This window comes from Actinomycetota bacterium (assembly GCA_014360655.1).
Taxonomy (GTDB): domain Bacteria; phylum Actinomycetota; class Geothermincolia; order Geothermincolales; family RBG-13-55-18; genus JACIXC01.
Genome location: JACIXC010000003.1, coordinates 51,993 through 76,371, shown reverse-complemented (window position 1 = coordinate 76,371; position 24,379 = coordinate 51,993). Strand labels below are relative to the sequence as shown.

General features: G+C 65.2%; 16 protein-coding genes and 1 pseudogene. 9 read left to right on the top strand and 8 right to left on the bottom strand.

Going from position 1 to position 24,379, the window contains the following annotated elements:
* Window positions 1–166 precede the first annotated feature (166 nt).
* A complete protein-coding gene (locus H5T73_03220; GenBank protein ID MBC7246776.1) occupies window positions 167–1,720 on the top strand; it encodes a hypothetical protein in 1,554 nt (517 codons plus the stop codon).
* A gap of 316 nt (window positions 1,721–2,036) precedes the next feature.
* On the opposite strand, the gene H5T73_03215 is transcribed toward H5T73_03220, so the two are convergent.
* Window positions 2,037–2,837: an ABC transporter permease gene (locus H5T73_03215; protein ID MBC7246775.1), complete on the bottom strand. Its 801-nt coding sequence runs from the start codon at window positions 2,835–2,837 to the stop codon at window positions 2,037–2,039.
* Window positions 2,838–2,940: 103 nt separating this feature from the next.
* Between H5T73_03215 and H5T73_03210 the strand changes: the two genes are divergently transcribed.
* Entirely contained in the window at window positions 2,941–3,948 is a 1,008-nt protein-coding gene (locus H5T73_03210; GenBank protein ID MBC7246774.1) for a zinc ABC transporter substrate-binding protein, read from the top strand.
* A 670-nt stretch (window positions 3,949–4,618) separates the two neighbouring features.
* On the opposite strand, the gene H5T73_03205 is transcribed toward H5T73_03210, so the two are convergent.
* The 3 genes from H5T73_03205 to H5T73_03195 form a co-directional block, all read right to left on the bottom strand.
* On the bottom strand, window positions 4,619–5,377 hold the full coding sequence (locus tag H5T73_03205) for an alpha/beta fold hydrolase (protein MBC7246773.1): 759 nt from the start codon (window positions 5,375–5,377) through the stop codon (window positions 4,619–4,621).
* A 201-nt stretch (window positions 5,378–5,578) separates the two neighbouring features.
* Window positions 5,579–6,487, bottom strand: coding sequence for an SDR family NAD(P)-dependent oxidoreductase (locus tag H5T73_03200; GenBank protein MBC7246772.1), 909 nt, complete (start codon window positions 6,485–6,487; stop codon window positions 5,579–5,581).
* Between the two features lie 84 nt (window positions 6,488–6,571).
* Window positions 6,572–7,513, bottom strand: a complete 942-nt coding sequence (locus tag H5T73_03195; protein MBC7246771.1) for an alpha/beta fold hydrolase — start codon at window positions 7,511–7,513, stop codon at window positions 6,572–6,574.
* Between the two features lie 487 nt (window positions 7,514–8,000).
* Here H5T73_03195 and H5T73_03190 point away from each other — a divergent pair, with 487 nt between their 5' ends.
* The 4 genes and pseudogenes from H5T73_03190 to H5T73_03175 all read left to right on the top strand — a co-directional run bounded on the left by H5T73_03190 (window position 8,001) and on the right by H5T73_03175 (window position 10,365).
* A complete protein-coding gene (locus tag H5T73_03190; GenBank protein MBC7246770.1) occupies window positions 8,001–8,606 on the top strand; it encodes a glycerol-3-phosphate acyltransferase in 606 nt (201 codons plus the stop codon).
* A gap of 11 nt (window positions 8,607–8,617) precedes the next feature.
* Window positions 8,618–8,899, top strand: a pseudogene (locus tag H5T73_03185) (glycosyltransferase).
* A gap of 1 nt (window position 8,900) precedes the next feature.
* Window positions 8,901–9,452 carry a hypothetical protein gene (locus H5T73_03180; GenBank protein ID MBC7246769.1) on the top strand — a complete coding sequence of 184 codons (552 nt, stop codon included), beginning with the start codon at window positions 8,901–8,903 and terminating at the stop codon, window positions 9,450–9,452.
* A 145-nt stretch (window positions 9,453–9,597) separates the two neighbouring features.
* Window positions 9,598–10,365 carry an SDR family oxidoreductase gene (locus H5T73_03175; GenBank protein MBC7246768.1) on the top strand — a complete coding sequence of 256 codons (768 nt, stop codon included), beginning with the start codon at window positions 9,598–9,600 and terminating at the stop codon, window positions 10,363–10,365.
* A gap of 276 nt (window positions 10,366–10,641) precedes the next feature.
* Here the strand turns inward: H5T73_03175 and udp are convergent, their stop codons facing one another.
* The gene (udp, locus tag H5T73_03170; GenBank protein MBC7246767.1) at window positions 10,642–11,484 is read right to left on the bottom strand and encodes a uridine phosphorylase; all 843 of its coding nucleotides are present in this window, start codon (window positions 11,482–11,484) and stop codon (window positions 10,642–10,644) included.
* 806 nt (window positions 11,485–12,290) lie between these two features.
* Here udp and H5T73_03165 point away from each other — a divergent pair.
* Window positions 12,291–12,965, top strand: coding sequence for a hypothetical protein (locus H5T73_03165; GenBank protein ID MBC7246766.1), 675 nt, complete (start codon window positions 12,291–12,293; stop codon window positions 12,963–12,965).
* Between the two features lie 149 nt (window positions 12,966–13,114).
* On the opposite strand, the gene H5T73_03160 is transcribed toward H5T73_03165, so the two are convergent.
* The 3 genes from H5T73_03160 to H5T73_03150 all read right to left on the bottom strand — a co-directional run bounded on the left by H5T73_03160 (window position 13,115) and on the right by H5T73_03150 (window position 16,778).
* Window positions 13,115–14,125, bottom strand: a complete 1,011-nt coding sequence (locus H5T73_03160; GenBank protein MBC7246765.1) for a pyruvate dehydrogenase — start codon at window positions 14,123–14,125, stop codon at window positions 13,115–13,117.
* Window positions 14,118–15,143 carry a thiamine pyrophosphate-dependent dehydrogenase E1 component subunit alpha gene (locus H5T73_03155; protein MBC7246764.1) on the bottom strand — a complete coding sequence of 342 codons (1,026 nt, stop codon included), beginning with the start codon at window positions 15,141–15,143 and terminating at the stop codon, window positions 14,118–14,120. The genes H5T73_03160 and H5T73_03155 overlap by 8 nt, the downstream gene beginning before the upstream one ends.
* A gap of 225 nt (window positions 15,144–15,368) precedes the next feature.
* Window positions 15,369–16,778, bottom strand: coding sequence for a hypothetical protein (locus tag H5T73_03150; protein MBC7246763.1), 1,410 nt, complete (start codon window positions 16,776–16,778; stop codon window positions 15,369–15,371).
* Between the two features lie 509 nt (window positions 16,779–17,287).
* Between H5T73_03150 and H5T73_03145 the strand changes: the two genes are divergently transcribed.
* Both H5T73_03145 and H5T73_03140 read left to right on the top strand, forming a co-directional pair.
* Window positions 17,288–20,908 carry a glycosyltransferase gene (locus tag H5T73_03145; protein MBC7246762.1) on the top strand — a complete coding sequence of 1,207 codons (3,621 nt, stop codon included), beginning with the start codon at window positions 17,288–17,290 and terminating at the stop codon, window positions 20,906–20,908.
* A gap of 85 nt (window positions 20,909–20,993) precedes the next feature.
* Window positions 20,994–24,233 carry a glycosyltransferase gene (locus H5T73_03140; GenBank protein MBC7246761.1) on the top strand — a complete coding sequence of 1,080 codons (3,240 nt, stop codon included), beginning with the start codon at window positions 20,994–20,996 and terminating at the stop codon, window positions 24,231–24,233.
* The last annotated feature ends 146 nt before the right edge of the window (window positions 24,234–24,379 follow it).

The window sequence follows — 24,379 nt, the reverse complement described above, 5'->3', positions numbered from 1 at the left end:
GCGTGGCGGAGGGAAAGGGGTAAAGGGCGGATTCGGCGCTGTGCCGGCGGTGACATGGCTTCTGCTCTCCGCCCTCCTGTGCGCCTGGATCGGAGGGTTCCCCGCATGCGGGGGGGCGGAAGGCCGCCTCGCGTCCGCCGCCCCTGTTCCCTGGGGGGAAGCGTGGGTGACCGACGGGGTCGTCGAAGCCGTCCTTCCCGGCGGGGACGTCACCTACATCGCGGGCGATTTCTCCTACGTGGGTCCCAATAACGGACACGGGGCTCCCATCGACATCGCCTCTTCAACCCCGCTCAGCCCCTTCCCCGAGGTCAACGGGGCCGTTTATGCCGCCGTGTCGGACGGCTCCGGGGGCTGGTATATCGGGGGGAACTTCACCCGGGTGGGCGGCAGCGCGCGCAACTGCCTGGCCCACATCGCGGCCGGCGGCGGCGTCTCTTCCTTTGATCCCAGCCCTAACGGATGGGTATCGTCCCTCGCCCTCTCCGGCGACGGCTCCACCCTTTACGCGGGAGGCGACTTCACCCGCATCGGGGGGGAGGACCGCGAGCGCATCGCCACTCTCGACACATCCACCGGCCATGCCACCCCCTTCGATCCCGGCGCCGACGACTGGGTCTGGGCCCTCGCCCTCTCCGGGGACGGCGCCGTGCTCTACGCGGGAGGATACTTCAACTCCATCGGAGGGCAGTCCTGCAAACACCTCGCCGCTCTCGACACATCCACCGGCCGGGCCGTTACGTTCGTTTCGGGAACGGACGACAGGGTCCGGAGCCTCTCGCTCTCGGGCTCCACCCTCTATCTAGGAGGGGAATTCACCACGGTAGCGGGGGAGGCGCACAGGAAGTTCGCTGTCTTCCGGGGGTTATACGACGTTAAAGCCGTGGTCGCCTCCGGACAGGGCGCGCTGGAACCCGCCGTCCAGGTGTTACAGGCGGGAGGCGACGCCGCCCTTACCGCCGCTCCCGCCGCGGGCTGGCGCCTCGCCTCCCTCGTCGACAACGGGCAGGCCAAGCAGGTGAAGCCGGGAGGCATGACCTACACCATCCGGGACGTCAACGAGGACCACCTGGTGGAGGCGACCTTCGAGCCCGACACCGCGCCCGTTTCCAGGACCTGGTACCTCGCCGAGGGGTGCACGCAGGGCGACTTCGAGACCTGGGTGCTGGTGCTGAACCCCAACCCCGAGGAGGTCAGGGTGGACTTCGACTTCATGACCTCGCAGGGAGAGCGGGCCGGGCCGCACGGCTTCCCCCTCCCCGGCCTCTCGCGCTGCTCGCTGCGCCTCAACGACTTCGTCACCGACTGGCACGTCTCCACCCGGGTCAGCGCCACGGGGGAGGTGGTGTGCGAGCGCGCCATGTACGGGGCCGCGAGGGACTGGGCCCACTCCTCCGTCGGCGTCACCTCCCCCGCCGCCACCTGGTACCTCGCCGAGGGGTGCACGCAGGGCGACTTCGAGACCTGGGTGCTGGTGCTGAACCCCAACCCCGAGGAGGTCAGGGTGGACTTCGACTTCATGACCTCGCAGGGAGAGCGGGCCGGGCCGCACGGCTTCCCCCTCCCCGGCCTCTCGCGCTGCTCGCTGCGCCTCAACGACTTCGTCACCGACTGGCACGTCTCCACCCGGGTCAGCGCCACGGGGGAGGTGGTGTGCGAGCGCGCCATGTACGGGGCCGCGAGGGACTGGGCCCACTCCTCCGTCGGTTTTGCGCCTTGATGAGGACGAGCGGTGGAGGGTTGCGCGGGCGCGCCATGGAGGTTTGATCCAAAACGTTCGTGTCCTGCGGTTTAAAGATCGTAGACGGCAAAGCAGAAAATATCACTGCTTGCCCTGGGTCCCGGCAGCATTGCACGATCCCGGGTGCTCGCCGTTCCCGTCGTAGAGGGTGACCTCAACCACCGTATTGGCGGCGTTCGGCGCCGTCCGCAGACGGCGCCCCGTCCCTCATGATGTCGCGCGGGCCGCGCCGCTGCCGGTCGTCGGGGCGTTGCCGCCGGCGAGGTCCCGACCGCGGGAAAGTCGGGCCAAGGCGTTACCGGGATCCCCGGCGCCTGGCGCGGAACGCGCTCTTTCTCAGGTTCCCATGGGCGTCGAAGCTTGCGCCCAAGGCCACGAGCAGCGTGAGGGCCGCGGTAAGCGAGACACAAACGAAGACGGCGATGACGATGGCGATCTGGTAACGCACCGCGAGGAGTGGAGGTTCCCCGCTCAAGATCTGGCCTGTCATCATCCCCGGCAGGAACACCAGTCCCATGGTGGCCATATCGGCCGGCGCGGGTTTGAGGGCCATGGTCATCCCCCTGCGGAGGTAGTCCGAGAGGGCTTCGAATCGCGTGGCTCCCGGGGCCAGGCGGTACCGGCACCTTTTCCCGTCACGGGCAAGGCAAGGGCCAGCCTCTGCCTCTCGCCCCCGGAGAGGTCGGACATCTCCCTGCCGAGGAGATGCCGGCCCAGCTCCAGCCAGTCCATGGCGTCGTACATCCTTGCCCGGCTCTCCCGCGTGTCTGGTTCGCCCTGATGGAAAAGGCCCACTCGAGGAAATCGCGCTTTGCCTTCGGAGATGTCCAGGTCCTGGCCGACGCATGACGGAGGGCTTGGCGGGATCATTCCGCGCCGCCCCGGGGAGGAAAGCGGGATCAAGGGGCGGCAGGATGGACAGGCAGGGGAAGCGGTGAGGCGGGTGCCTGAGTATATAAACAGGTATCGCGGGATGTGAGGCCGGCTGGAGCATGAAGAGAGCGAGGGAACCGGGGTATATTATGGACGTGCACGCTCCCGGTTGCGCTGGCCATGCCCTTGGGGGCCGCTTGTTTGGCGGTGCCCGTGAGGTCATGCAAAACCCCTGCAGGCTGTTCTTTGACAAAGCGGGCCGCCGCTCACCAAGATAATGGGAACAAGCGATCCCGGATCGAGATGTGTCCGAGAGGAGGGATCAAATGAAGGATATCATCAGGAAGGCCATGCTGCCGCGGTTCGCGTGGGCGGCGGCGATATTGCCGGCCTTGCTGATCGCCGCGCTGTCTTGGGGATGTGGGGGGACGCGGGGCGCGGATTCCGGCGGCCGCGTGAAGGTGGCCGCCTCCATAGCCCCACTGGCCGATTTCGTTGCGCGGGTGGGAGGCGAGCGGGTCGAGGTCGAGCTGATGGTGCCCGCGGGCGCAAGCCCCCATACCTACGAACCCACCTCCAGGCAGATGAGGTTCCTCTCCGAGGCAAGGCTGCTGGTCTTGAACGGGCTGGAGCTGGAGACCTGGGCTACGGACATACTGGGCAAGGTGGGCAACAGCGGGCTGGTGAGGGTGGAGACGGCCGGCGCCATTCCCACCGGCGAGCTGATAGCGGCGGGCGAGGAGGAACACGGGCCCGAGGGCGAGGGAGGCGGGCACGAGGGCGAAGGTCGCGAAGGGGAGGAGCATCGCCACGGCGTATACGATCCCCATGTCTGGCTTGACCCCGCACTGGCCGTCTACCAGGTGCAGGCCATCCGCGACGCCCTGGTGGAGGCCGACCCGGAACACGCGCAGGATTACAGGGACAACGCGTCTGCCTTCATCGAGGAATTGGGCGAGCTCGATGCCTGGATAAAGGAAAGGGTCGCCTCCTTTACCCGTAAGAGATTCGTGGCTTTCCACCCGGCCTGGGCCTATTTCGCCGCCCGCTACGGCCTCGAGATGGTGGGAGTGTTGGAAGAGCTGCCCGGAAAGGAGCCCAGCGCCGCCGATATCGCGGAGCTGGTCGAGAAGATCCGGGCGGCAGGGGTGACGGTGATATTCGCGGAGCCCCAGTTCAACCCGCGGGTGGCCGAGGCGGTGGCTAACGCATCGGGAGGAGGGGTAAGGGTGGCCATACTGGACCCCCTGGGAAACCCGGATGATCCCGCGAAGAACACCTACGAAAAGCTCATGAGGCATAACGTGGTTGAGATGGGCAGGGCGCTTGAATGAGGGGCCGCGTTGCCCGCAAGGAGCGGGGTCGGCCGTTCCTGTCCGGGGGATGCGGGCGCGCGTCCGGCGGGCCCGCGTCCCGCCCCCTCCGCCAAAAACACATATATTTGCGATTTGGGTTCACATCTTCGTTCTTCCGCACTAATGGTTTACACCTCCGTTCACACACGCATGGAATGGTCAAACAGCGAAGCCGAAAACAAAGACCCCATCCTACCTTGCTTTCCTTCTATCGTATTCCCATATCGCAAGATCAACCTCCCGAACAGGCCGGTTCAGCCCCTTGGAGATCTGCCCGGCCTTTTCCGGTATTCTTTATGATCTGATATCGAAAGGATTCTTTTCTCCCCTCCGAAAATCTGCCTCCAACCGCGGAGATCTATGACGCAGTATTTGTCCGGGAAGACAAGGACAAGAAAGGCGGAGGCCACCGGGACACCTACTCCGCTCAAAGAGCAGAGGACTCGCAGCCTAAGTTCAAGCTCGTATTCCTTGTCATTGCGGGAAACGGAAAACGCCAGACCCGTAACGGCGCGGATTATTTCATCGCTATTTGCAGAATGCCGCTCTTTTCACAATGGTCGCACTTTGCCTTTATCCCATTGGCTTGGACTGCTATATACATTTTATTCCGCCGCGGCATGCACATTCTTGCACCGACACCGACGAGTTAGAGCACGAACTCCCGGATGGCCCGCGTCACTTCCTCGGGCTTTTCCAGGGGGGAGAGGTGGCCGGCGTCCTCGATGTTGACCAGGCGGGAGTTCCCGATGCGCTCGGACAGGAAAGCGCCGTATTTCGCCGGGGTGAGCTTGTCGTCGGAGGCGGTCAGGACCAGGACGGGGGCCTTTATCTCCTCCAACCGCTCCATGACGTCGAAGGCGTCGCAGGCCCGGAAATCGCCCAGGGTGACCGCGGGAGGGCACGCGGCCATGGCGTCCGCGAGGGGTTGGATCCTCGAGGGGTCGGTCTTCTCGGAGATGCTGAAGGCGGGCGCCGCGTCCAGGTAGGCCTGGTAGTCCTTCTCGATGGCCTCGAAGATCATGGGCATGACCCTGAGCCTGGCCCCGGAGTTCACCACGATGCCCGCCCCGTACTTTCCAGGATAATCCAGGAGAAGCTGCAGCACGACGGCGCCCCCCAGGCTGAGGCCGCAGGGGACGGGCCGCGGAGCCCGCAGGTTGGATATGAACTCGCCCACGGCCGCAGCGTAGTCCGCGACGCTCTCCATGCCGGGGCCGTCGCTGCCGCCGTGACCGGGAAGGTCCAGGGCGACGGTGTTCATCTCCGCCGCGAGCGCTTCCGTCTGGGCATGCCACAGCACGCGCGACCCGCCGGACCCGTGTATGAAGACCACGGTGGGAAGGTCCGCTTCCAGGGGCCAGCGTCCCGCGGCGAAGGCGATACCCCCCACTTTCGATTCGTACATGACAAGCAACAGCTTAACACATCCGGGAAGCACGGTCAGGGCTCGCGTCGTGCCTGAGGAACCCGGGAGGCACATGGTCAGGGCTCGCGTTGTGCACGACCGGGGCACGGGGCACGGGGGCAAAGGAGAAAGAGGGCCAGGGCATGGAGGGCACAGGGCGCGGGGCCTGGATCATGCCTATGGCCTACCGGACCTTCCGCTTCAGGCGACCCCGATCCCCATCTCCTTCAGGGTCTCCTCGATCATGCGCAGATCCTTCCTGCCCTCCGACCTGAGGACCGCCTTGTAGAGCGGCTCGCAGGCGCCCTTGAGTACCATGGCGACGCGGAGCCGCGGGGTGTCGAATATGTAGAACCTCTTCTTCTTGATGCCCCTGATGTACTTTTCCGCCACCTTTGCGACGGGAGGTGCCCCGCGCGTGTACTTCTCCCAGAAGATGGCCTTGAACTCCTCCATCCTCGCCGCGACGTCCTCGCCGCCCGCCTCCTCGAGCAGCCGGCGGGGCACGGCGATGGGGGTCCTCTTTATGATGTTGGTCTTGAGAAAGGTGGGGCATATGACCGAGACGTCGATGCCCCCGCACGCGTGCTTCAACTCGCTGTAAAGCGCCTCGCTGATCCCAACCACGGCGAACTTCGAGGCTATGTAGGGCGCGTGGTAGGGGATGCCGACGATGCCCGCCCCGGATGCCACGTTGACGATATGCCCCGTGCCCCTCTCGATCATGCGGGGGAGGAAGGCCCGGATGGAGTGGATGATGCTCCACGTGTTCACCTTCAGCGCGTACTCCCATTCATCCCGGCCCAGCTCGTCGATGAGGCCAGCGGAGGCGACGCCCGCGTTGTTGATGAGCAGGTCGACATCCCCCAGGCGGGAGCGCGACTCTTCCGCCAGCTTCAAGAAATCCTCGTACCTGGAGACGTCGCAGCGCGCGGTGTGGACGGTGGCCCCGCCCCTCTCCAGCTCCTCCTTGACCTCGGACAGCCCGTCCGTGTCGATATCGGCAAGGAAGAGGTTCATCCCCTCGCGGGCCAGGCCCTGCGCCAGGGCGCGGCCGATGCCGCTGGCGGCGCCGGTGATCAGGCAGTTCTTTCCATGCAGGCTTTCCATGGCTCCCCCCTTACGTCTCGGTGTCCCCGCTTACTCCGGTTTTCCCCTTAAGCCCCTCAGGAAAAGGTATCGGCGGCACGCGGATCAGCCGCATATCTCCTCCAGCCACGCCAGGATATCCGGGACCACCACGTCCACGTGATCGAAGAGTATGTAATGGTGAAACCCCTCGTAGACCTGGAGGCGTTTCCTGCAGGTCAGGCGCGCGTAGATGTACTCGATGTATTCCCTCGGGAAGATGACGTCCTTCTCTCCGTGCACGATCATGACCGGCGTGGAGATCTCCTCCACCGGGCAGGGGAGCGGCTCGCTTCCCAGCGAGGCCATACCCTTGAGGCGGATGAAGGGAACGAGGAGTGCCCCCTCGTAGAGCAGGTCCCGCGAGTTGCCCAGGTCCCTTACGGGCTCGGCTTTGAGGTCTATGTAGGAAGTCATGGGGACCTTCCATTCGGGGAAAAGGCGCGCCAGGAAGGAAACCGCCGGTTTCATCGCCCGGCTGAGCAGGGGGTTGCGGGTGAGCTTGAAGCTCGCCGGGTCACCCAGGTCGGCGACGTTGTGGCAGACGACGCCCGCCAGGGGATACCCCTCGGCGGCCAGGCAAAAAGCGATGATGCCGCCCTGGCTGGAGCCCGCCGCCACGACGGGTTCCCCAAAGCGCGCCCTGGCGTATCTAATGGCCGCGCGCATGTCGGACATCAACTCGGGCACGGTGTAACTTCCCCTGGCGCCCTCGCTCCTGCCGTGTCCGCGCGGGTCGAATCCCACGATGTTGTATCCGTGGTCGGCCAGGGCGGTGAGGAATTCCCCGTAGAGCACGGCGTAGGCGTTGGTGCCGGGCATGAAGACGAGGGTCGGCCGCCGGCGGTCGACCTCGATCACGTCGAGGTGGAGCTTCACCTTGCCCGAAGCAACCCGATCCTGCTCGAAGCGGTCGAAGAAGGAGGGCATCCCCCGCTTCCTTCCAACCTCTTCCAGGAATGCCCTTACCTGCGCATCGGCCCCGGTCATGGACTTCTCCCTTCCCAAGTTTGCGAAGTTCGGCTTCCAGGCAGGCTGCGGGCCCGGGACTCCGGCGGCATCGGCCCGCCCTTTTCGCGCGGAGCAAGCATGCGCATCCGGACGCGGCCCCGAACCGGGCGCAACCCACATAAAACCGCGCTTTATCCCCATATTTTATCCCCATATTAGTTTAAACTGAAAGTGCATGTGCCGGTACCGTCGGCGGTTTTCCGGCTCGCGGGGCGAGGGGATCGTCGGGTAAAGCAAGCATGACCGCTGTCCCCGGCCCCTCTGCCCGGCACGTGAGCCGTACGAGGGGGCGTTACGGGAGGCGTCCTTCGTGGGAAAATAGTATAGGCGAGATCAAGGCGGGAAGAGCCTTGGGCAACATGGCTCGGATATGGCAACGATTGGCAGTCATCGCAAAGGGACCACAAAAGTGCGGGTTTGACGGCGGAGAGGGCCGGGAGCCCGGCCCATGCGTCTTGCCCCGAAAGTCTCCCAGGGTAGCGAGATGGAAGCCGCCCTCTATACCGTCGCCGGGTTCCTTCTGGGAGCGGTGCCGTTTTCGCTTCTGGTCGGCAAGTGGCTGCTGCGCGTGGACGTGCGGGATTACGGCGACGGCAACCCCGGCGCGATAAACGCGGGCAAGGCGGGCGGCTGGCCCGTAGGGCTGTTGGCGGGGGTCCTGGACTACCTGAAGGGTGCGCTGCCGGTCGCGCTGGCGCATCATCTTTCCGGTGTCGATGGATGGGGCATCGTTCCCGTGGCCGTTGCGCCCATCGCCGGGCACGCGTTCTCCCCTTTCCTGCGCTTCAGGGGCGGCAAGGCGATCGCCGCCACCTTCGGCGTTTGGACCGGGCTCACGCTCTACCGCGGCCCGGTCGTGCTGGGTTTGTCGCTCGCCCTTTTTGTCCTCCTGCTCGACGAAGACGCCTGGAGCGCCGTTCTTGGGATGATGGGACTTTTGGCCTATCTACTGGTAGCGGGCCACGACGGGCGGTTCCTGGCGGTGTGGTGCGGAAACATGCTCATCGTGCTGTACAGGCACCACGCCGAACTCGTGAGGGGTGTCCGCCTGAAACCGTGGGTTCTCAAGGCGCTCAGGAGGTCTGCTTGAGCAACCAGCTGATGCAGCAGCAGATAGGCGTGGCCTGCTTCTTGGTGGTCATCTCGGCCTTTGCCGCGAGCAACCTCTTCATGTTCAGGCGGCTCGACCGTTGCCGGGAAGCGGCGCGGAAGCCGTTCGTGTCCGTGCTGTTGCCCATGAGGAACGAGGTATCGAACGCGGAGGCTTGCATCCGTTCCCTGCTCGCCCAGGAATACCCGGCTTTCGAGCTCCTGGTCCTGGATGACGAATCGACCGACGGCACGTGGGATGTCGTGAGTCGCCTGGCGGCGGAGGACCCCCGCGGTGGCCATCGGGCAGTACATGCTTTTCCGCAGGGAAGCCTATTTCGCGGTGGGCGGCCACGAGGCGGTCAAGGACGAGGTGCTCGACGATTTCGAGCTGGCGAAAAACATCAAGGCGGCGGGGTTGCGCTGGCTTTTCCTCGACGGGCAGCGTCATGTGCGCTGCAGGATGTACCCCGGGTGGCGCGAGATCTACCGGGGGCTGGGAAAGAACCTGTTCGCCGTTTTCGGATACCATGCGGCCGCCTTCCTTTTCATTTGGCTGTGGATGCTCATGGCCTTCGTCGTGCCTCCCGTGCTCCTTGCTCTCGGCTTGAGCGGCGTGTTGTCCCCGTCCCTGGCGTGGCTCGCGGCGGCCAATACCGCGCTCGCCCTCTTCCTCTGGCACCTCACCGTGCTCCGCTTCCGTTACCCCCTTTACCTCGCGCCGCTTTACCCGTTCGTGGTCGGCAACGCCGTCGCGATGTCCTTTTATTCCATGTGGATCACGGTTTCCGGAAGATGGTCATGGAAGGGCAGGAGGCTGGTCAGGAAGAGATTCCACTGGCTGTAGGCCGTGCGCCCCGGGCGGCCCCGTGCCGCACGACGGGCCGGGGGGTTTACAATGGTGTTCGCAATGGCGTGAGTGCGACGTTTCGGGAGACTAGCCGGAACGGGCGGGCAGTAGAGGCAGGCGTGCGGAGGCGAAGGAGGGCGCGATGAGCGGGATCTCGCTGGATCTTTCAGGCAGGACGGCGGCGGTGAGCGGAGCCGGAAGGGGGATCGGCAAGGCCATCGCCCTGGCCATGGCCCAGGCCGGCGCGAACGTGACCGTTTTCTCGCGGACGGAGGAGGAGTTTCGCGCCACGGCGGCGGAGATCGAGGCCGCGGGGGGAAAGGCCCTCCCGCTGCGCGTGGACATGTCCAGGCCGGAGGACATCGACGCCATGCTGGAGGCTACCCTGGAGCGCTTCGGCCGCCTGGACGTCATGGTCAACAACGCGGGGACCAGCCCCAGTTACGAGTACATGGAAGATGTCTCGGAGGAGGACTACGCGGCCATCATGGACACGAACGTGAGGGGGATATACCGCTGCTGCCAGAGGGTCATCCCGCTCATGAAGGAACAGGGGAGCGGCTGCATCATCAACGTGGCTTCCATCGCGGGCTTGAAGGCGCTCTTCAAGTGCAGCGCCTATTCCGCCAGCAAGGGTGCCATCATCGCCCTTACCCGCACCATGGCCGTGGAGCTGGCCAGGTTCAACGTGCGGGTGAACGCGCTCTGCCCGGGTTACGTGCGCACGGAGATGATGGCGGGGTTGCTCGCGCATCCCAAGAGCAGGGACAGGATAACCGTCTCCATCCCCATGCGCCGCGTGGGGGAGCCGGAGGAGATAGCCCCCATGGCGGTGTTCCTGGCCTCGGACGCCGCGAGCTACATCACGGGCGCGGCCATATGCGTGGACGGCGGCATCTCCGCCGTCTAGCGGGCGGCCCCGTTGCCGGATATATCCATATAGGAAGTGGCATCGGTTCATCGCTGGGGTCCGCGCCGGGAGTCCGCCCGGCCGAACGGGGAATCCGCTCCAACGCACCCGCGAGGCGCGCGCCCTCCTGCTCTCCGCGCATAACCGCCCGACGCCTCGCTAGTCCCCTTCGCCTGTCCCTCCCAAAGCGAACGGATGCTGGGAGCTCTCCGGGGCTGGCCGGCAAGACATCGCAGGGCGGTGGGGGCGCTTTTCCTCCTGGCCTTCGGGATCTATCTACTGGCCCGGGGAATCTCGAACGTCCTCGCGCACTAGGATCTCCAGCGCCCTCGCCGCCACCCGTACCACGTTGCCCTCCGCCTTCTTCAGCGCCTGCGGGGTGATGCGGCCTCCCGCCGCGTGGCGGACCGCCACCCCGGTCACGCAGCCGCCCCGCAGGCCCAGGGCGCCGCACATGACGAGAAGGGTCGCCGCCTCCATCTCGTAGTTGAGCACGTGCAGGCGGCGCCATTCCTCGGTGATCCCCTGGAAGCGGCGGGGTATGTAGCCGGAGAAGGAGTTCGTGCGCTCCTGCCCGGGGTAGAAGGTGTCCGACGAGCAGGTTATGCCCACGTGGTGGGGGACGCCCAGGTCCGCCGCCGCCCGCACCAGGGCGTTCGCCACCTTATGGTGGGCGACGGCCGGATACTCGACGGGGGCGTAGTGGCTGGAAGCACCTTCCAGGCGCACCGCGCCCGTGGTGATGACAACATCGCCTACCTTCACGTGCGGCTGGATGGCGCCGCATGTGCCCACGCGCAGGAAGGTCCTCACGCCCAGCTGCGCCAGCTCCTCGACGGCGATGGAGGTGGAAGGTCCGCCGATGCCGGTGGAGGTGACCAGGACGGGCACGCCGCCGACGTACCCGAGCCAGGTGCGGAATTCGCGCTTGCAGGCCAGCTCGCGGGCGTCTTCGAACGGCGGGGTGGCGGCGATGGCCTCGACGCGGGCGGGATCCCCCGGGAGGAGGGCATACTCCGCCCCGGCTGTCGCTTCCCGGTACAAGGCGAGGTGGTAAACGGACCCCCGCCCCCTTTTACGTCCAGCATCCGCTGCTCCCCTTCCACCCTTTCGTTCCATGAACACCATCCTTTCCGCTTCCACTTCCGCCCCTATTAATTATCCCCATTGAAAGGAGAAAAGCCACATCGTGCGCCCCCGATAAGGAAAAGTCTTCCATGACGGGGGGGATGACGGTAATGGACGGGAACAAAGGGGAAGCGACGGCCCGTTACGCGGCAGTACGCGCGCCGCGTTCATCCTGGGCAGGGAGCGGGTTTGAGCCTGGAAGGGGGCGGATATCCTTCAGTGAACGGAGCGGGTTTGAGCGTGAACGGGAGCGGGTATCCACTGGCGCCGAAGGAGGGTTTAAAAGTCAACGAGGGCGGTTAAATACATGATTAGGGGAGCGGAACGCGGGGGCCGGACGGCTGCGGCGACACGGGACGCGGGCTCCCATCCCATGCGGGGATTCGACGGGAAGATCCGGCCTGGATAATCATGGAATATTATGGGATAATCCCTCGAACCGCCTCGAGACGGGCAACCCGGTATCACGAGCCCGGATCACGAGCCCGGATCACGAACCCGTAATCACGAGCCCGGAATCGCGAACCCGGTTCACCCGTTGCCGGAAACCCATGGCGCACGCCGCGGCCCGTAAGGCGTTTGCGGATCCCGGCGTTAAACCGAGGCGCTGCGCCGTGGGGCGGCAGCGGCGACGGCCACGGGAGGGAGGTTTCCGCCGTCGGCGAGAGAGCGCATGGACTGAGTCGCTGGAGGTGATGGGTACAGGCGAAGAATGCACGAAAGGGTGTACGCGCGGCTGATGCACCGTCGCTTGAAGAGCGTGACGAGAAGGAACGGTTCGGAAAGGAGGGGAGACCGTGAAAGCGAGATCAAGAGCCATGGCTTTCCTGGCCTGCGCTATCATCCTGAGCCTGGTCGCCGCCATGCCGGCGGGCTGTGGTTGCGGCAAGTCGCAACCGGCGGAAAAGGCTGAGGAGGAGGTGGCGGAGGAGGTCACCGGGGCCGAGGCCGGAGAGGCGGCCGGGGAGACAGCCGGGGAGACGGCCGGCGGGAAGGCCGGGGAGGCCGGGGAGGCCGGGGAGACCGAGACTACCGGCGAGAAAGCGCCTTCGGGGACGGAGGAGTTGCCCTTCAGCTTCGATGTCCAGAGCATGGGGGGCGAGTCTTACCAGAGCCTGGTCATCTCCGGGATCAGCTGGTCTGACCGGGGCAGCTATTACCGTTTCGTTTTCGAGATACGCAGGACGGACGGGACGAACGCGGATCGCCTGCCCTTTTCCCAGAGCTACTATTCTTCGGACCGGAAGCGCCTCTTCGTCTTCGTCACCGGCGTTGGCGTGACCGACAGCCGTTTCCGGAACGAGGGAGACGATGTCTTCCTCGGGCACCTTCCGGTTTCCCGCATCACGCACACGACAGGCCCCAGCAGCCTTGAGACCACCTTCGTCCTGGACCTCGTCAGGCCGCTCAGGCATTACCTGCATTACGAAACGAATCCGTTGCGGGTGATCCTGGACGTGGAAACGGTTTGAGCCGGCCCGGCCAGAGCCCGCTACGGGACGTCATCGGCCTGCGCGGTCGATGGCGACGTGAAGGGCAGGAAAAGGGCGAGGCGCGTGCATGCCTGCCCTCCCGCACGATCCGCCTTGCTGGAAGGCAGGGCCGCGTCCTCCAAGGGGGATCATCCGCAGAGGCGCAGGGCGGCTTCCTCTATGCCGCGGACGCCCGGTAGGGTTTCGTCCTCCCGGCGGCGGTCGTAGGGGACAACCTCCCGCGTGCAGAGGCGGGCGAAGTCGGCCTTCACCCCCGCCTCGGCCAGCAGCGCCGCCACCTCCCCGGAAAGGCCATAGGCGAAGTAATCCTCGTCCACCACCAGCACCCGTCCCGTTCTGCGGGCGGTGGCGGCTAGGGCCTCCACGTCCAGGGGACAGGCGCTCCTCAGGTCGATGATCTCGGCGCTGATACCCCGCTCCGCCAGCGAGCGAGCCGCCTCTACGCAGCGGTGCAGGCTCACGCCCAGGCTGACCAGGGAGAGGTCCCGCCCCTCCCTGACCAGGCGCGCCCTGCCGATGGGTACCGCCTCCGGCGGAGACGCCACCTCGCCCTCGGCCCCTTCCCGGGGCACGTCGAAATCCACCGTTTTCCGCCCGCCGCGCCCCAGGTAGTCGAGCCAGTAGTCGGAGAGCAGCTTGTGCTCCAGGAAGACCACGGGGTCCTCGTGCTCGATGGCGGAGAGCATGAGGCCGGCGGCGTCCGCCGGGTTGGATGGGACCACCACCGCGATGCCCGGCATGCCGGAGAGCAGCCCCCACAGGCACTGCTCGTGCTGGCCGCCGTCGCCGTATCCCCCGCCGCAGGCCGCGCGCACCACCAGGGGGACGCTCCATTTCCCCCCCGAGAAGGCCCTCACCTTGGTGGCCTCGTTGAGCAGGGCGTCGAAGGCCACGGCGATGAAGTCCACCATCATGATCTCCACCACCGGGCGCAGCCCCGCCATGGCGGCGCCCACGCCGGCGGCCAGGAAGGCGGCCTCGCTAATGGGGGCCTGGCGCACCCGCCGCGGCCCGAAGCGCACGTGTAGGTCGCGCCGCAGCATGGTCACGTCCTCCCCGAAGGTGACCACCCGCTCGTCCCGCGCCATGGCCTCCCCCAGCGCGTAGTCGATGGCCTGGGCGAAAGTCATCCTAGGCATGGCGCTCCCTCCTTTCCATCGCTTCCGCCACCGCCCGCGCCACCTCTTCCCGCGCTTCCTCCTCTATCCTGCGGCGTGTATCCTCCGGGACGAGCCGCGCGGCACGGCACAGGGGATCCCGGCACAGGAGGTATTTCTCCGTCCCCAGCACGGCCAGCGTCTTGCCAATAATTCCCAAATAGAGAGGGCGCAGGGCGAAGGCCTGCAGGGGTTTGGAGAAGAGAGAGCGCAAGAGCGGCGGGCCGATCTCCAGCGTCTGCTTGAGCGGTTCCCGGTAGACCCTGAGGAGGGGATCGCCCAGGAAATGGCCCTCCGGGCGGGGACAGGTGGCCAGGAGAAAGCTCGGCCCCCTGCCCGCACGCGCCCTCCTCACGGCCCTGCCCGCCGCCTCCCACACCGCCTCCACGCACGTCCCGTCAACGCGGCAGGCCGGCATGCCGAAGGAGCGCGCCCTGCGCACCAGGTCTCCACCCGTCACCGCGCGCGAGCGGGTGGTGATGGCCCAGCGGTTGTCCTTGCACACGAAGACCTGGGGCAGCTTCCAGGCCGCGGCCAGGTTGAGGCTTTCCAGAAGCATGCCCTGGTTGGCGGCCCCCTCCCCGAAGAAGGAGACCGCCACCTTCCCCCGGCCGAGGTGCTGGGCGGCTAGGGCGAAGCCCGCTCCCAGGGGGGCGGAGGAGCCCACGATGCCCGAAGAGCAGGCCAGGTGCTCCCGCGAGAAGAGGTGCATGTGGCCTCCCCACCCCCCGCAGAGACCCTGCGCGTCTCCCAGCATCTCCAGGAAAAGGGAAACCAGGTCCACGCCCCTGGCCACCAGGGGTGGGGTGGAACGGTGGTCCAGGGCCATGGCATCGCCCTCTTCCAGGTGCGCCGTCACCCCTGCCACCACCGCCTCCTCTCCCACGCCCAGGTGCATCTCGCCCGAGATGAGGCCCCGCTCCCAGAGGTCCGCCAGGGCCTCCTCGAAGAAGCGCATGCGCGCCATCTGCCTGTATAACGGCTCGCCGTTCACTTTCATCTCGTCCCCTCCCTTCCCGCGTTCCGCGGGACGCCGCGCGCCTCGTCCCCTCGGGGCACAGGTTCATGCAGACTAGTCGGTGCGCCGCTCATGCCTTCCCCCGCAAGGCCCCTTTTATGCGGTTTCCTTCCCAAAGGGAACCTCTAATACCGGCCACGCGGTGTTCCCCGATGCCGCCCCTCTATCTTTTAAAGCCCTTTATACCGGCCCCGTGGCGTTGCCGCGTTATTTGACCACGCTGGAGGCCATGAGGCGGTCCGCAGCCGCGAAGAACCTCAACCAGAGCGATCGCAGCCGGTCGCTGGCAGCCGTGGCGTTGGGCCTGCGGAAGACGTCGATGCGGCGCGTGCGCGTGCGCGGCCGCCAGTCGGGCCGGTAGTCGATCTCCTCCCGGGCGCGGTCCGCCCATTCCATGCGCAGGGCGTCTCCCACCCATACCGGCACGTACTGCTTCCGGCAGGGGTTGCCGGGTGTGATGTAGACGGTGCAGCGGGCGGGGTCCATGAGTATGGAGTTGAGGGTGCGCGCGATGTTCATCTCCACCAGCGCCTCCAGCAGTTCCATCCTGCGCAGGTGGCGGAAGAAGTTCCAGGGATGGCAGCAGATGGTGGCGTCGTCAACGCGCTCCCCGTACGGGTCGGGCTCGATGCCGAACTCGGCCAGGGTGGAGTAGTTGAGGCCGTGGTCGGTGGTGATCATCCTGATGGTGCGCCGGTCGATGTTCCCCTTGAAGAATTCCAGGAGTTCCCACATGCGCGCCAGGCGGGCGAAGGACCCGGCTATAAGGGGCTCGACGGAGGGATCGGCGCCGCCGGAAAGGCTCCGGTCCAGGAACTGGTGGTGGTTGGCCGAGGCCAGCACCCCGCCGTGGTCGGCGGCCTTCTCCACCGCCATGTGGTTATGGGAGTGCTCTATCACCGCCGCGTCGCCCTTCATGTCCGCGAAGATGTTGTTGGAGTTCATGATGATGGCCATGGCCAGGCCGGGCACCACCTCGCGCGGGTTGTCCCTCCAGACGCCCACCGCCCCGTCCACCGTGGACTGCGTCTCCATGGCCAGGTTGTTGAGCTCGAAGAAGGTGAGGCCCTCGCCGGCGTCCATGGCCCCCACGGAGTTGACGCAGGAGCACAGCCCGTCCCCGTTCATCACCCCGATGCCGAAGAGGACCGGCATGCCCAGGCAGAGGTAGGGCTTGCTGCCCGCGATGTCGCGCACGTAGAGGGGCATGCGACCGATGAGCAGGCGGATGAAGGGGGAGAGGTCGAAGTTCCAGGAGACGTAGACCTTCCCGTCGGAGGTGGCGGGAGGGACGGCGGCGAAGTTGGTGCACCCCGTCCCCGGCAGGGAGGCCAGGGCCAGCGCGGCCGCCGTCACCTCGCGCTCGTCCTTGCCCAGGGCGCGTGCGAGGCCCTGCACACGGTCCCGCTGGGCAGGATATCGCTCGGCGAGCAGGGCGAGGTGGCGTTCGGCCCTGCGCGCGGTCACGGCAGGATCGGCGCCGCGGCTGTTGAGGAAAGCCCCGGCCCGCGCGAGCGCCGCGCGGAAAAGTACCTCGCGGGCCCTCCCCGCCCGGTAACCGAAAGAGAAATCATCCTTGGCCTCGATGACCCAGAGCATGGCTACCTCCCTCCTCATCAAGAACGTGCATGCTAAAACCGTTCCCTGTCCTGCCGGCTGGTGGCTGGAGTTGGAAACGAAGCAGCTCCTGCCATCATATATAAGGTCGGGGTTGACGCCCACGCGTGAAGCGATCTTGTTGGGTGAGGCCCCTCTCCAAGCCTTGCTCGATGAGGGTGGTGTAGGAGCCCACGTGATTGATTTGCAGCTTGCATCCCCCCCGCGCCAGCTTACGTGCCTCCATGCGCACCACCACCATCGACGTTGAGATCACCGATCATTTATTCAATTAGATAACCCGGTTGTCTCCACACGTCAAGGAAGTTCGCGCCGTTCCGCTGCGGCAACGGGACGCGTTCTTCGCGCAAGCCGGATCGCCTGCGGGGTTTCTGGATGCCGTTATTAACCTGCTCTTCTTGACCTGATTCCCTGCCTCCCATGTAAAATATACCGGCGCGTATTAAAGGAGGACACTGCAAGGAGCCTTATTTTCCGGCTTACTTAGGTGGCCGATCAAGGTGCAAGTGATGGTAAGAAGGATATATCGCAACCACGCGGAAACGGGTGAAGTGACCTTCTCGGTGATAATCCCCTGCTACAATTACGGGAAGTACCTGGGGGAATGCGTATCTTCCCTTCACGCACAGACCATGCGGGATTTCGAGGTCATCATCGTGAACGACGGGAGCACCGACGATTCCCTGCAAGCCGCCATGGGCATCCTCGAGGACTTCCAGGGCCTCCTGAGAATAACCCTGGTGGACCAGGAGAACGGCGGGCTCTCGCGCGCCCGCAACAGCGGAATGGGATTAGCCCGGGGGGAATTGCTCTGCTGCCTTGATGCCGACGACCTCTTCCCGGAAAATTACCTCGAGGCCCTGCTGAGATTCTTCCGAAACGACGGTGCAGCGGATATCGTCTACCCGAGCATCAGGTTCTTCGGCCAGGTCGAGAGGCTGCACGAGGCCCCTGATTTCGATCGCCGCAATCTCCTCTATTGGAATTATTTGCCATATTCCTCCGCCTACAGGAGGTGCGTCTTCGAAGCCCTCGGCGGATACGACCCGGAATACCGCCTGTACGAAGACTGGGACTTCTGGTTGCGCGCGTGCGCGGAAGGATTTTCCTTCAGGCCTTGCCGTGACACCTTCCTCCTGTACAGGAGGCACGGCGAAAGCATGCTGGACCTTGCGTACGACAGGAAAAAGAAGAGGCTGGAGCGCGAGACGCATGCCCATCTGGCCCTGAAGAACGCCGGCCTCTTCGGCGAACGGGACCTGGACTGGGCGGAGAAGGTCCTGGGCGGGAAAAGCGGGCAGGCGGGAAGGAATGACGGCGCCCTCTTCATCGTGGATTATTTTTCGCCCTCCATCGGTGGGATGGAGACCTTCGCCGCGGAGCTGGGCACCTATTTCGTCAGGAAAGGCCTGCGGTTCGACGTGGCCACGCGCATGCTCGCGGGGCGCTCCTTCCGGTATTACCGCGGCATCAACATCTACGAGTTCGATTACGACGTGTGCTCGTATTGCGATGGAAAGGCCAAGGATTATTCCGAGCTGGAGAGACTCGCCGGGAGCGGGGACTACGGGATGATCGTCATGGCCGGTGACCCGAGGATATGGGTTACCTGGTGCGTGAACGATTTCTCGCTCCCCGTCGCCATGATGCCCATAATCAACAAGGAGAATTACGAATTCCTGCGCCGGAAGGAAAACGCCCTGCTTTTCAGGGAGTTCGCGAAACGGCTGCGCAGGGCGAAGAAGGTGGTCTGCCTTTCCGGGCACGGTTACGATCATCGCCTCGCCGAGGAACTGGGGCTGCGGCCGGAAGTCATCCCCAACGCGGTCGGCTTCGTGCCGCCGGACGGTTGCTTCAGGGAGAGGTTTTCCATCCCCGAGGACAAGGTCCTCCTGCTCCACGTCGCCACCTATTACCACATCAAGAACCAGCTGTGGCTGATCAAGCACATCTCGCGGATGCCCGGCAACTGGGTGCTGGCCATGATAGGAAGGGTGGACGACGAGGCGTATTACAGGGAGATGGTGAAGGCCGTAAAGGGTGACGAGAGGTTCATGATCCTGGGACCCCTTCCCCGCGAGACGGTGGCGGCGGCGATGGAGGAAGCGGACCTGCTCCTCCTGCCTTCCGTGGCCGAATCGTTCCCCCTGGTGGTCCTCGAAGCCATGAGCCACCGCTTGCCCTGGGTGGCCTCGGACAACTGCAGTGGGCTCCAGGATGTTCCGGGAGGGAGGATACGGCCGCTTGCGGGTTTGCGGCGTGTCTCCCGCATCCTCGCACGGAAAGAAGAGGAAAAAGAGGGCGGCTACCTGGAAGAGCACGTCGAGGAGGAATTCGGGGAAGAGGAAACCCGCTCCCGGGCGAGCGGAGACCCGGTGCGCGCGGAAAAGGAGGAAGGCGCCGCGGGGGCCGGGGGAATCGCCGCGTGGGAGGGTATACCCGAGGAACGGGAAAGCGGAAGCGAAGGGGTAGATGTGTCCGGTGCGGAAAAAGGGAAAGCCGGCTTCATGGGGAAGGCCGCGAAGCCGTATCACCTGGCCAAGTCGTACGCGACGAAGGGAATCCTGCACGCGGTACACTTCAAGAACGTCCTGCGCCCTTTCCTGGTCGATGCCTTCCGCAGGATCGACGAGGGGATCGCCGGGGGCAGGCTTTCCGGGCGCATCAAGGCCGCGAGGGACCTGCTCTACAGGCGCGTCCTGACCCTTTCTCCCTTCATGCGGGAGGCCTTCCTGCTCGCGGGGGATCGCGACCTGCGGGAAAGGCTCGGCGAGGAGGGCTACGCGGCCTGGTTGCGCGATTATAACTGGGAAAAGGTGGGGGAAAGGTACGTAAGGCTCTTTGACCTCAAGCCCGGGGATGACGCGGGGCACGTGTTCATGTCGGCGAACCCCGTCAAGGATGCCCCAGAATTCATAAAGTACTTCCCCTTCGCCGTGAAGCAGGCCCCCCTGGTCAGCGTGATAGTGGTTTTCCGCCAGGATACGGAGAGGCTCGCCGGGACGCTGGAAAGCGTCCTGGCGCAGACCTACGGGAATCTGGAGGTGATCGTGGTCAACGGTTCGGGGGAAAGCATCTCGGACTTCCTGGCCGCTTACCCCGACCCGCGCGTGACGTGCGTGGACGAGGGCCCGCTCTCCGGCGACGCCGCATGCCTGAACCGGGGGATAGCGTCTTCCCGCGGGGCGTACCTGGCTTACCTTTTCGAGGGACAGAGGCTCTTTCCCACGCACTGCGAGATCCTCCTCGAGAGGGCTCTCAGCTCTTCGTCGCAGGCGGTCTTCTCCAGGGCGTACCGCGTGGACGGGTCGACACGCGGGGTGTCGCCTGTGAGAGGGGCGAAAAGACTCGAATACCCGCCGCGCTTCGATGCCACCCTGGCGTTTTCCGATCGCATGGCCCCCCTGCAGGCGCTGCTGCACGAGAGGGGCCTCGTGGACGAACACGGCCTTTTCGATGAAAGCCTGCCCGCCCTCTACGACTGGGAATGGGTGCTGCGCTGGGTGGATACGGCGGTCCTCTCATGGACGGAGGTCGTGACGGGGGAATACGGGCAGGCGCCTGATGGAAGAGATTTCCTGCGGGAACGAGGGGACTTCCGCGGTTGTTACGCGGCCGTTGACGCGAAGCACGGGGGGCGCGTAGCGGAAGCCCGGAAAAGGCTCAAGGACGAGCTCCTCGAAGCGGGCTTTTCCGGGCTTGAGGGCGAGAACGCGCGGGAGCTCCTGGCGCGGTTCCCGGATCTCGCCGGGATACGCGGAGAAATAGGCGACGCCGCCGGAAGCGGACAGATCCTTGCTTCCCTGGAAAAGCTGGACGCGTTGCTGGAGGATTGCGGCACGTCCGCCGAGCGGTGCCGCCTCCTCTCCATGGCCTACGCGGAGGCGGGGGAAATACTGACCTGCAAATCGCTTCTTGAAAGGTGCCTCGAGCTGGGCGGGGCCGAAGCGGGTACCCTGATCGACCTGGCCGTTGTCGTGCGCCGCCTGTCCGGAGACGACGAGATGGCGGCCGCCTACGTCGAGAAGGCGCTGGCCTTGTCGCCCGGCCACGGGAGGGCGTTGGAACTCCGGGAGATCCTTCTTGAGAAAGCGCATCGTTTGGGGCGTGAACGAGCCGGTATGCCATGACTGCAAGTACGTCCGACGCTTTATTTCCCCGTTTGTATACCGTATGATTTCCCCGAGAGGCGCCCTGCATTTCGGAAAGTCGGCCATGGAGCTCACGAGGAACTTCGAGGAAGATAAGAGGCCGCGCGTGTCGGTCACCATATTGCTGTACACCGGCTACGGCAAATATCTCCACGAAAGCCTGGGATCCCTGGCGAGGCAGACCTACCGGGACTTCGAGGTCATACTGGTGAACGACGGCAGCGAGGACGATACCCCCCAGGTAGCGAGGGAGATGATGGAACGGTACCGGGGCGAGATGCGCATCTCCCTTCTGGACCTGCCGCACCAGGGTATACCCGCCTCGCGCAACGCCGGGTTCAACATCGCCAGGGGAGACTACTACCTGAACTTCGACTCCGACGATATGCTCTCGGAGAGGTTCCTGGAAATCGGCGCGACCTACCTCGACGAGCACCCCGAAACGGACGTCGTCTACTTCCCCTACCAGAACTTCGAGGGCGACACCTCTTTCTTCATGCCGCCGGAATTCGACCCCGACATGCTGAAGTACTGGAATTTCGTGCTCAACCAGTCGTTGTACAGAAAGAAGATGTTCCATATCCTGGGAGGCTACCTGGTCGGAAAAACGGTATACGACGACTGGTACTTCTGGCTCAGGGCGGCGCGCCACGGCTTCTCCTTCAAGAGACTCACCGGCGCCTACATGCTCTACCGCAGGCACGTGGCAAGTATCACGGCGAGGGCGAGGTCCCATGGTGAGAACGCCGCTCCCGTGTGGTTCGCGAACCGCGAGTCCTACGACCCCTACGACCTGGAGTGGGCGAGGAAGGTGCTGGGCGAGGAGCAGCCGCGCCTCGCGGGGGTGGACGAGGTGCTCATCATAGCAGATGCCTTCTTCCCCGAGGAGGGGGAGGGGGCGCGCTTCCCGGCGCGGCTCTCGCAGGAGTTGGCCCTGCGCGGGTTCTTCGTGGAGGTGGCGGTCCCCTTCCGTTTCAGGGAATACGATTACTGGAACGGAGCCTACCTCCACGAGCTGGGGGGGCAGGTGGAGGGGGCCATTAAGCTCGCGGACTATGAGGAGAAGCTCGCAAGACTCATGTCGTTGTCCGATTACAGGGCCGTCCTGGTCTGCGGGAGGATCGGGGGATGGGCCCTGCGCGCCGCGGGCAGTCTTTCCCCGCAGAAGGCCGTCTTTCTCCCTTTCCTGGACGGGAAACAGTACCGTGCACTCTCCCGGAACGCTGTCCTGAAAAAGGAGGCCGAGACCTCCCTGGCATGCGCGGGCAAGGTGCTCTACATGCGTGGACGGCCTTACGCGAAGGAATTCCTCCGGGAGAGCGGGGTGCCCTTCCTGCCGCTTCCCCCGGGCGTGGATTACGTCCCCGCCGCCTGTGACCTGCGGCGGCGGCTCATGATCCCCTGGACCAGGACGCTCATCCTTTCCTTCTACGAACGGGAGGAGTACGAGCGGCTCGCGGATGCCGTGCGCGCCATCCTTTCCGTGCCCGGCGACTGGGCTCTCCTGGTCCTGGGGTGGGGGATGGACGGGAAGCACCGCGAGGAGCTCGTTTCCTTGTGCGGGGAAGAAGGGCGCATGCTGGTGCTGCCGTGGGCCGACGAGGCGGTGGAGAAAGCGGCCCTGGAGGCCGCGGACCTCCTCCTCGTCTACCAGGACCTGGAGCGGGCCTACGTGAGGATGGCCGAAGCTGCGGCGCACCGCCTGCCCTACCTCTACGCAGGGCCGGGAGCGGAGGACCTTCCTCCCGGCGGCGTAGGCGTGGAGTGGTCCGCCTCTGGCGATCTCTCTATATGTGCAGGAGAGGGGAGCAAGGCGCAGGGCCCGCATTTCCTCGCTCCCCTATGGAAGATCCTGGGCAAGCCCGGCGGAAGAGGCGTTTCCTGCCGTGAAATCCCCTCTGGAGAAGCCGCGCGGGAAAACGGCGAGGGATCCCCCCCTCACCGTGCCGGGAAAGACGGCCCCCTTGCCCGCGCGCTTGCCGCGCTCCTTGATGACGCTCCCCGCAGGCAGGCGCTGGGGGAGGAGGCATACCGCCACTGGCGGGACCGCCTCACGTGGGAGAAAGCTACGTCCGGGATCATGGAGGCGTGCGGCCTCCACCCCCGTTCGCCGGTCGAGATCTCGTACCGCAAGAACCGCACCCGGCCGCGCCCGGAATTCCTCCATTACCTCCGCTCGCGGGAGAAGGAACCGCTGGTGAGCGTGATCATCCCCACCAAGGACCGCCCTCACATGCTCGGGGAGGCCGTGCGGAGCGTGCTCGACCAGACATACGAAAACCTGGAGGTCATCGTGGTCAACGACGCGGGGGAAGACGTGGCCCGGGTCCTCGAGGGTTTCCGCGACTCCAGGATAACCCACCACCGCAACGAGGAGAACCGCGGCCTGGCGGGGGCGAGGAACGTGGGGCTCTCCCTGGCGCACGGAGATTACATCTGTTACCTGGATGATGACGACATCTTTTACCCCTGTCACGTCGAGGTGCTTGTCGATGCCCTGGAGGGAGAGGGGGCACCGGCGGGCTACACGGACAGCCACCTCGCGGTGATGGAGAGGAAGGGACGACAGTGGGTGCGCGCGCTCAAGAAAGTCCTCTTCGACTTCGATTTCCAGCGTGAACTCCTCCACGCCAACAACTTCATTCATGGAGTCACCTTCATGCATTCCCGCAAACTCCTGGAGGGCACGGAGGGCTTCGACGAGAGCCTTACCGTCCTCGAGGACTGGGAATTCTTTCTCCGCCTCTCCTCCGCCTGCGATTTCCTTCACGTGGAGAGGATAACCGCCGAGTTCCGCCACAGGAACGACCTGAGCAACATGCGTTCCTACCGCTGGGATGAGTTCCCGGCGGTGGTGGAGAGGATCGACCGCAAGCACGGGGGGCGGGTGGCGGAAGCCCGGAAATGTCTTACGGCGCAGCTTTACCGGGACGGGTTGCCTCCCCTGCGCGGCGAGGACACGGAGGACATAAAGCGCCAACTCGTGGAGGCCTGGGAAAGGCGGTTGGTTGAATCCTACGAGGCGCACTTGCGGGACGGGGACATCTACGGTCGGGCGCTGAGCCACCTCAGGCGCGGTATGCTCGGAAAACCGGTGAACGCGCCTCTCTATCATTACGCGGCCCGGGCGGCTGTTGAGGCCGGGGAGTTCATCATGGCCCTGGATTTCCTGGACGGAGCGCTGTTCGCCGATCCCTCGTATACCCCCGCCCTGCAGGACCTGTGCATCGTGGAGCGCCGCGTGCGGGGCGGCCTCAAGTGGGCGGAGACTCACATGGAAAGGCTCCGGGGAAAGGCGGGATAGATCCCGGGAAGCGGTCGTAATGTTAAGGCGGGATGGGCTGTCGGGAACGCGTAGCCCTGTCCGGTGCCGGGCATGAGTATGTTCGGTTGATGTCATCGTGTAATAGCCCCATGTCGGGTCAGTCGATCATTGCAGAAAGGCAGGTA

What these genes read in the sequence shown, in the direction of transcription:
- H5T73_03215 (MBC7246775.1), bottom strand. Translation starts at nt 2,837, where the DNA reads ATGACCTCACGGGCACCGCCAAACAAGCGGCCCCCAAGGGCATGGCCA.
- H5T73_03210 (MBC7246774.1), top strand. Translation starts at nt 2,941, where the DNA reads ATGAAGGATATCATCAGGAAGGCCATGCTGCCGCGGTTCGCGTGGGCG.
- H5T73_03205 (MBC7246773.1), bottom strand. Translation starts at nt 5,377, where the DNA reads ATGTACGAATCGAAAGTGGGGGGTATCGCCTTCGCCGCGGGACGCTGG.
- H5T73_03200 (MBC7246772.1), bottom strand. Translation starts at nt 6,487, where the DNA reads ATGGAAAGCCTGCATGGAAAGAACTGCCTGATCACCGGCGCCGCCAGC.
- H5T73_03190 (MBC7246770.1), top strand. Translation starts at nt 8,001, where the DNA reads ATGGAAGCCGCCCTCTATACCGTCGCCGGGTTCCTTCTGGGAGCGGTG.
- H5T73_03175 (MBC7246768.1), top strand. Translation starts at nt 9,598, where the DNA reads ATGAGCGGGATCTCGCTGGATCTTTCAGGCAGGACGGCGGCGGTGAGC.
- udp (MBC7246767.1), bottom strand. Translation starts at nt 11,484, where the DNA reads ATGGAACGAAAGGGTGGAAGGGGAGCAGCGGATGCTGGACGTAAAAGG.
- H5T73_03160 (MBC7246765.1), bottom strand. Translation starts at nt 14,125, where the DNA reads ATGCCTAGGATGACTTTCGCCCAGGCCATCGACTACGCGCTGGGGGAG.
- H5T73_03155 (MBC7246764.1), bottom strand. Translation starts at nt 15,143, where the DNA reads ATGAAAGTGAACGGCGAGCCGTTATACAGGCAGATGGCGCGCATGCGC.
- H5T73_03150 (MBC7246763.1), bottom strand. Translation starts at nt 16,778, where the DNA reads ATGAGGAGGGAGGTAGCCATGCTCTGGGTCATCGAGGCCAAGGATGAT.
- H5T73_03145 (MBC7246762.1), top strand. Translation starts at nt 17,288, where the DNA reads ATGGTAAGAAGGATATATCGCAACCACGCGGAAACGGGTGAAGTGACC.
- H5T73_03140 (MBC7246761.1), top strand. Translation starts at nt 20,994, where the DNA reads ATGGAGCTCACGAGGAACTTCGAGGAAGATAAGAGGCCGCGCGTGTCG.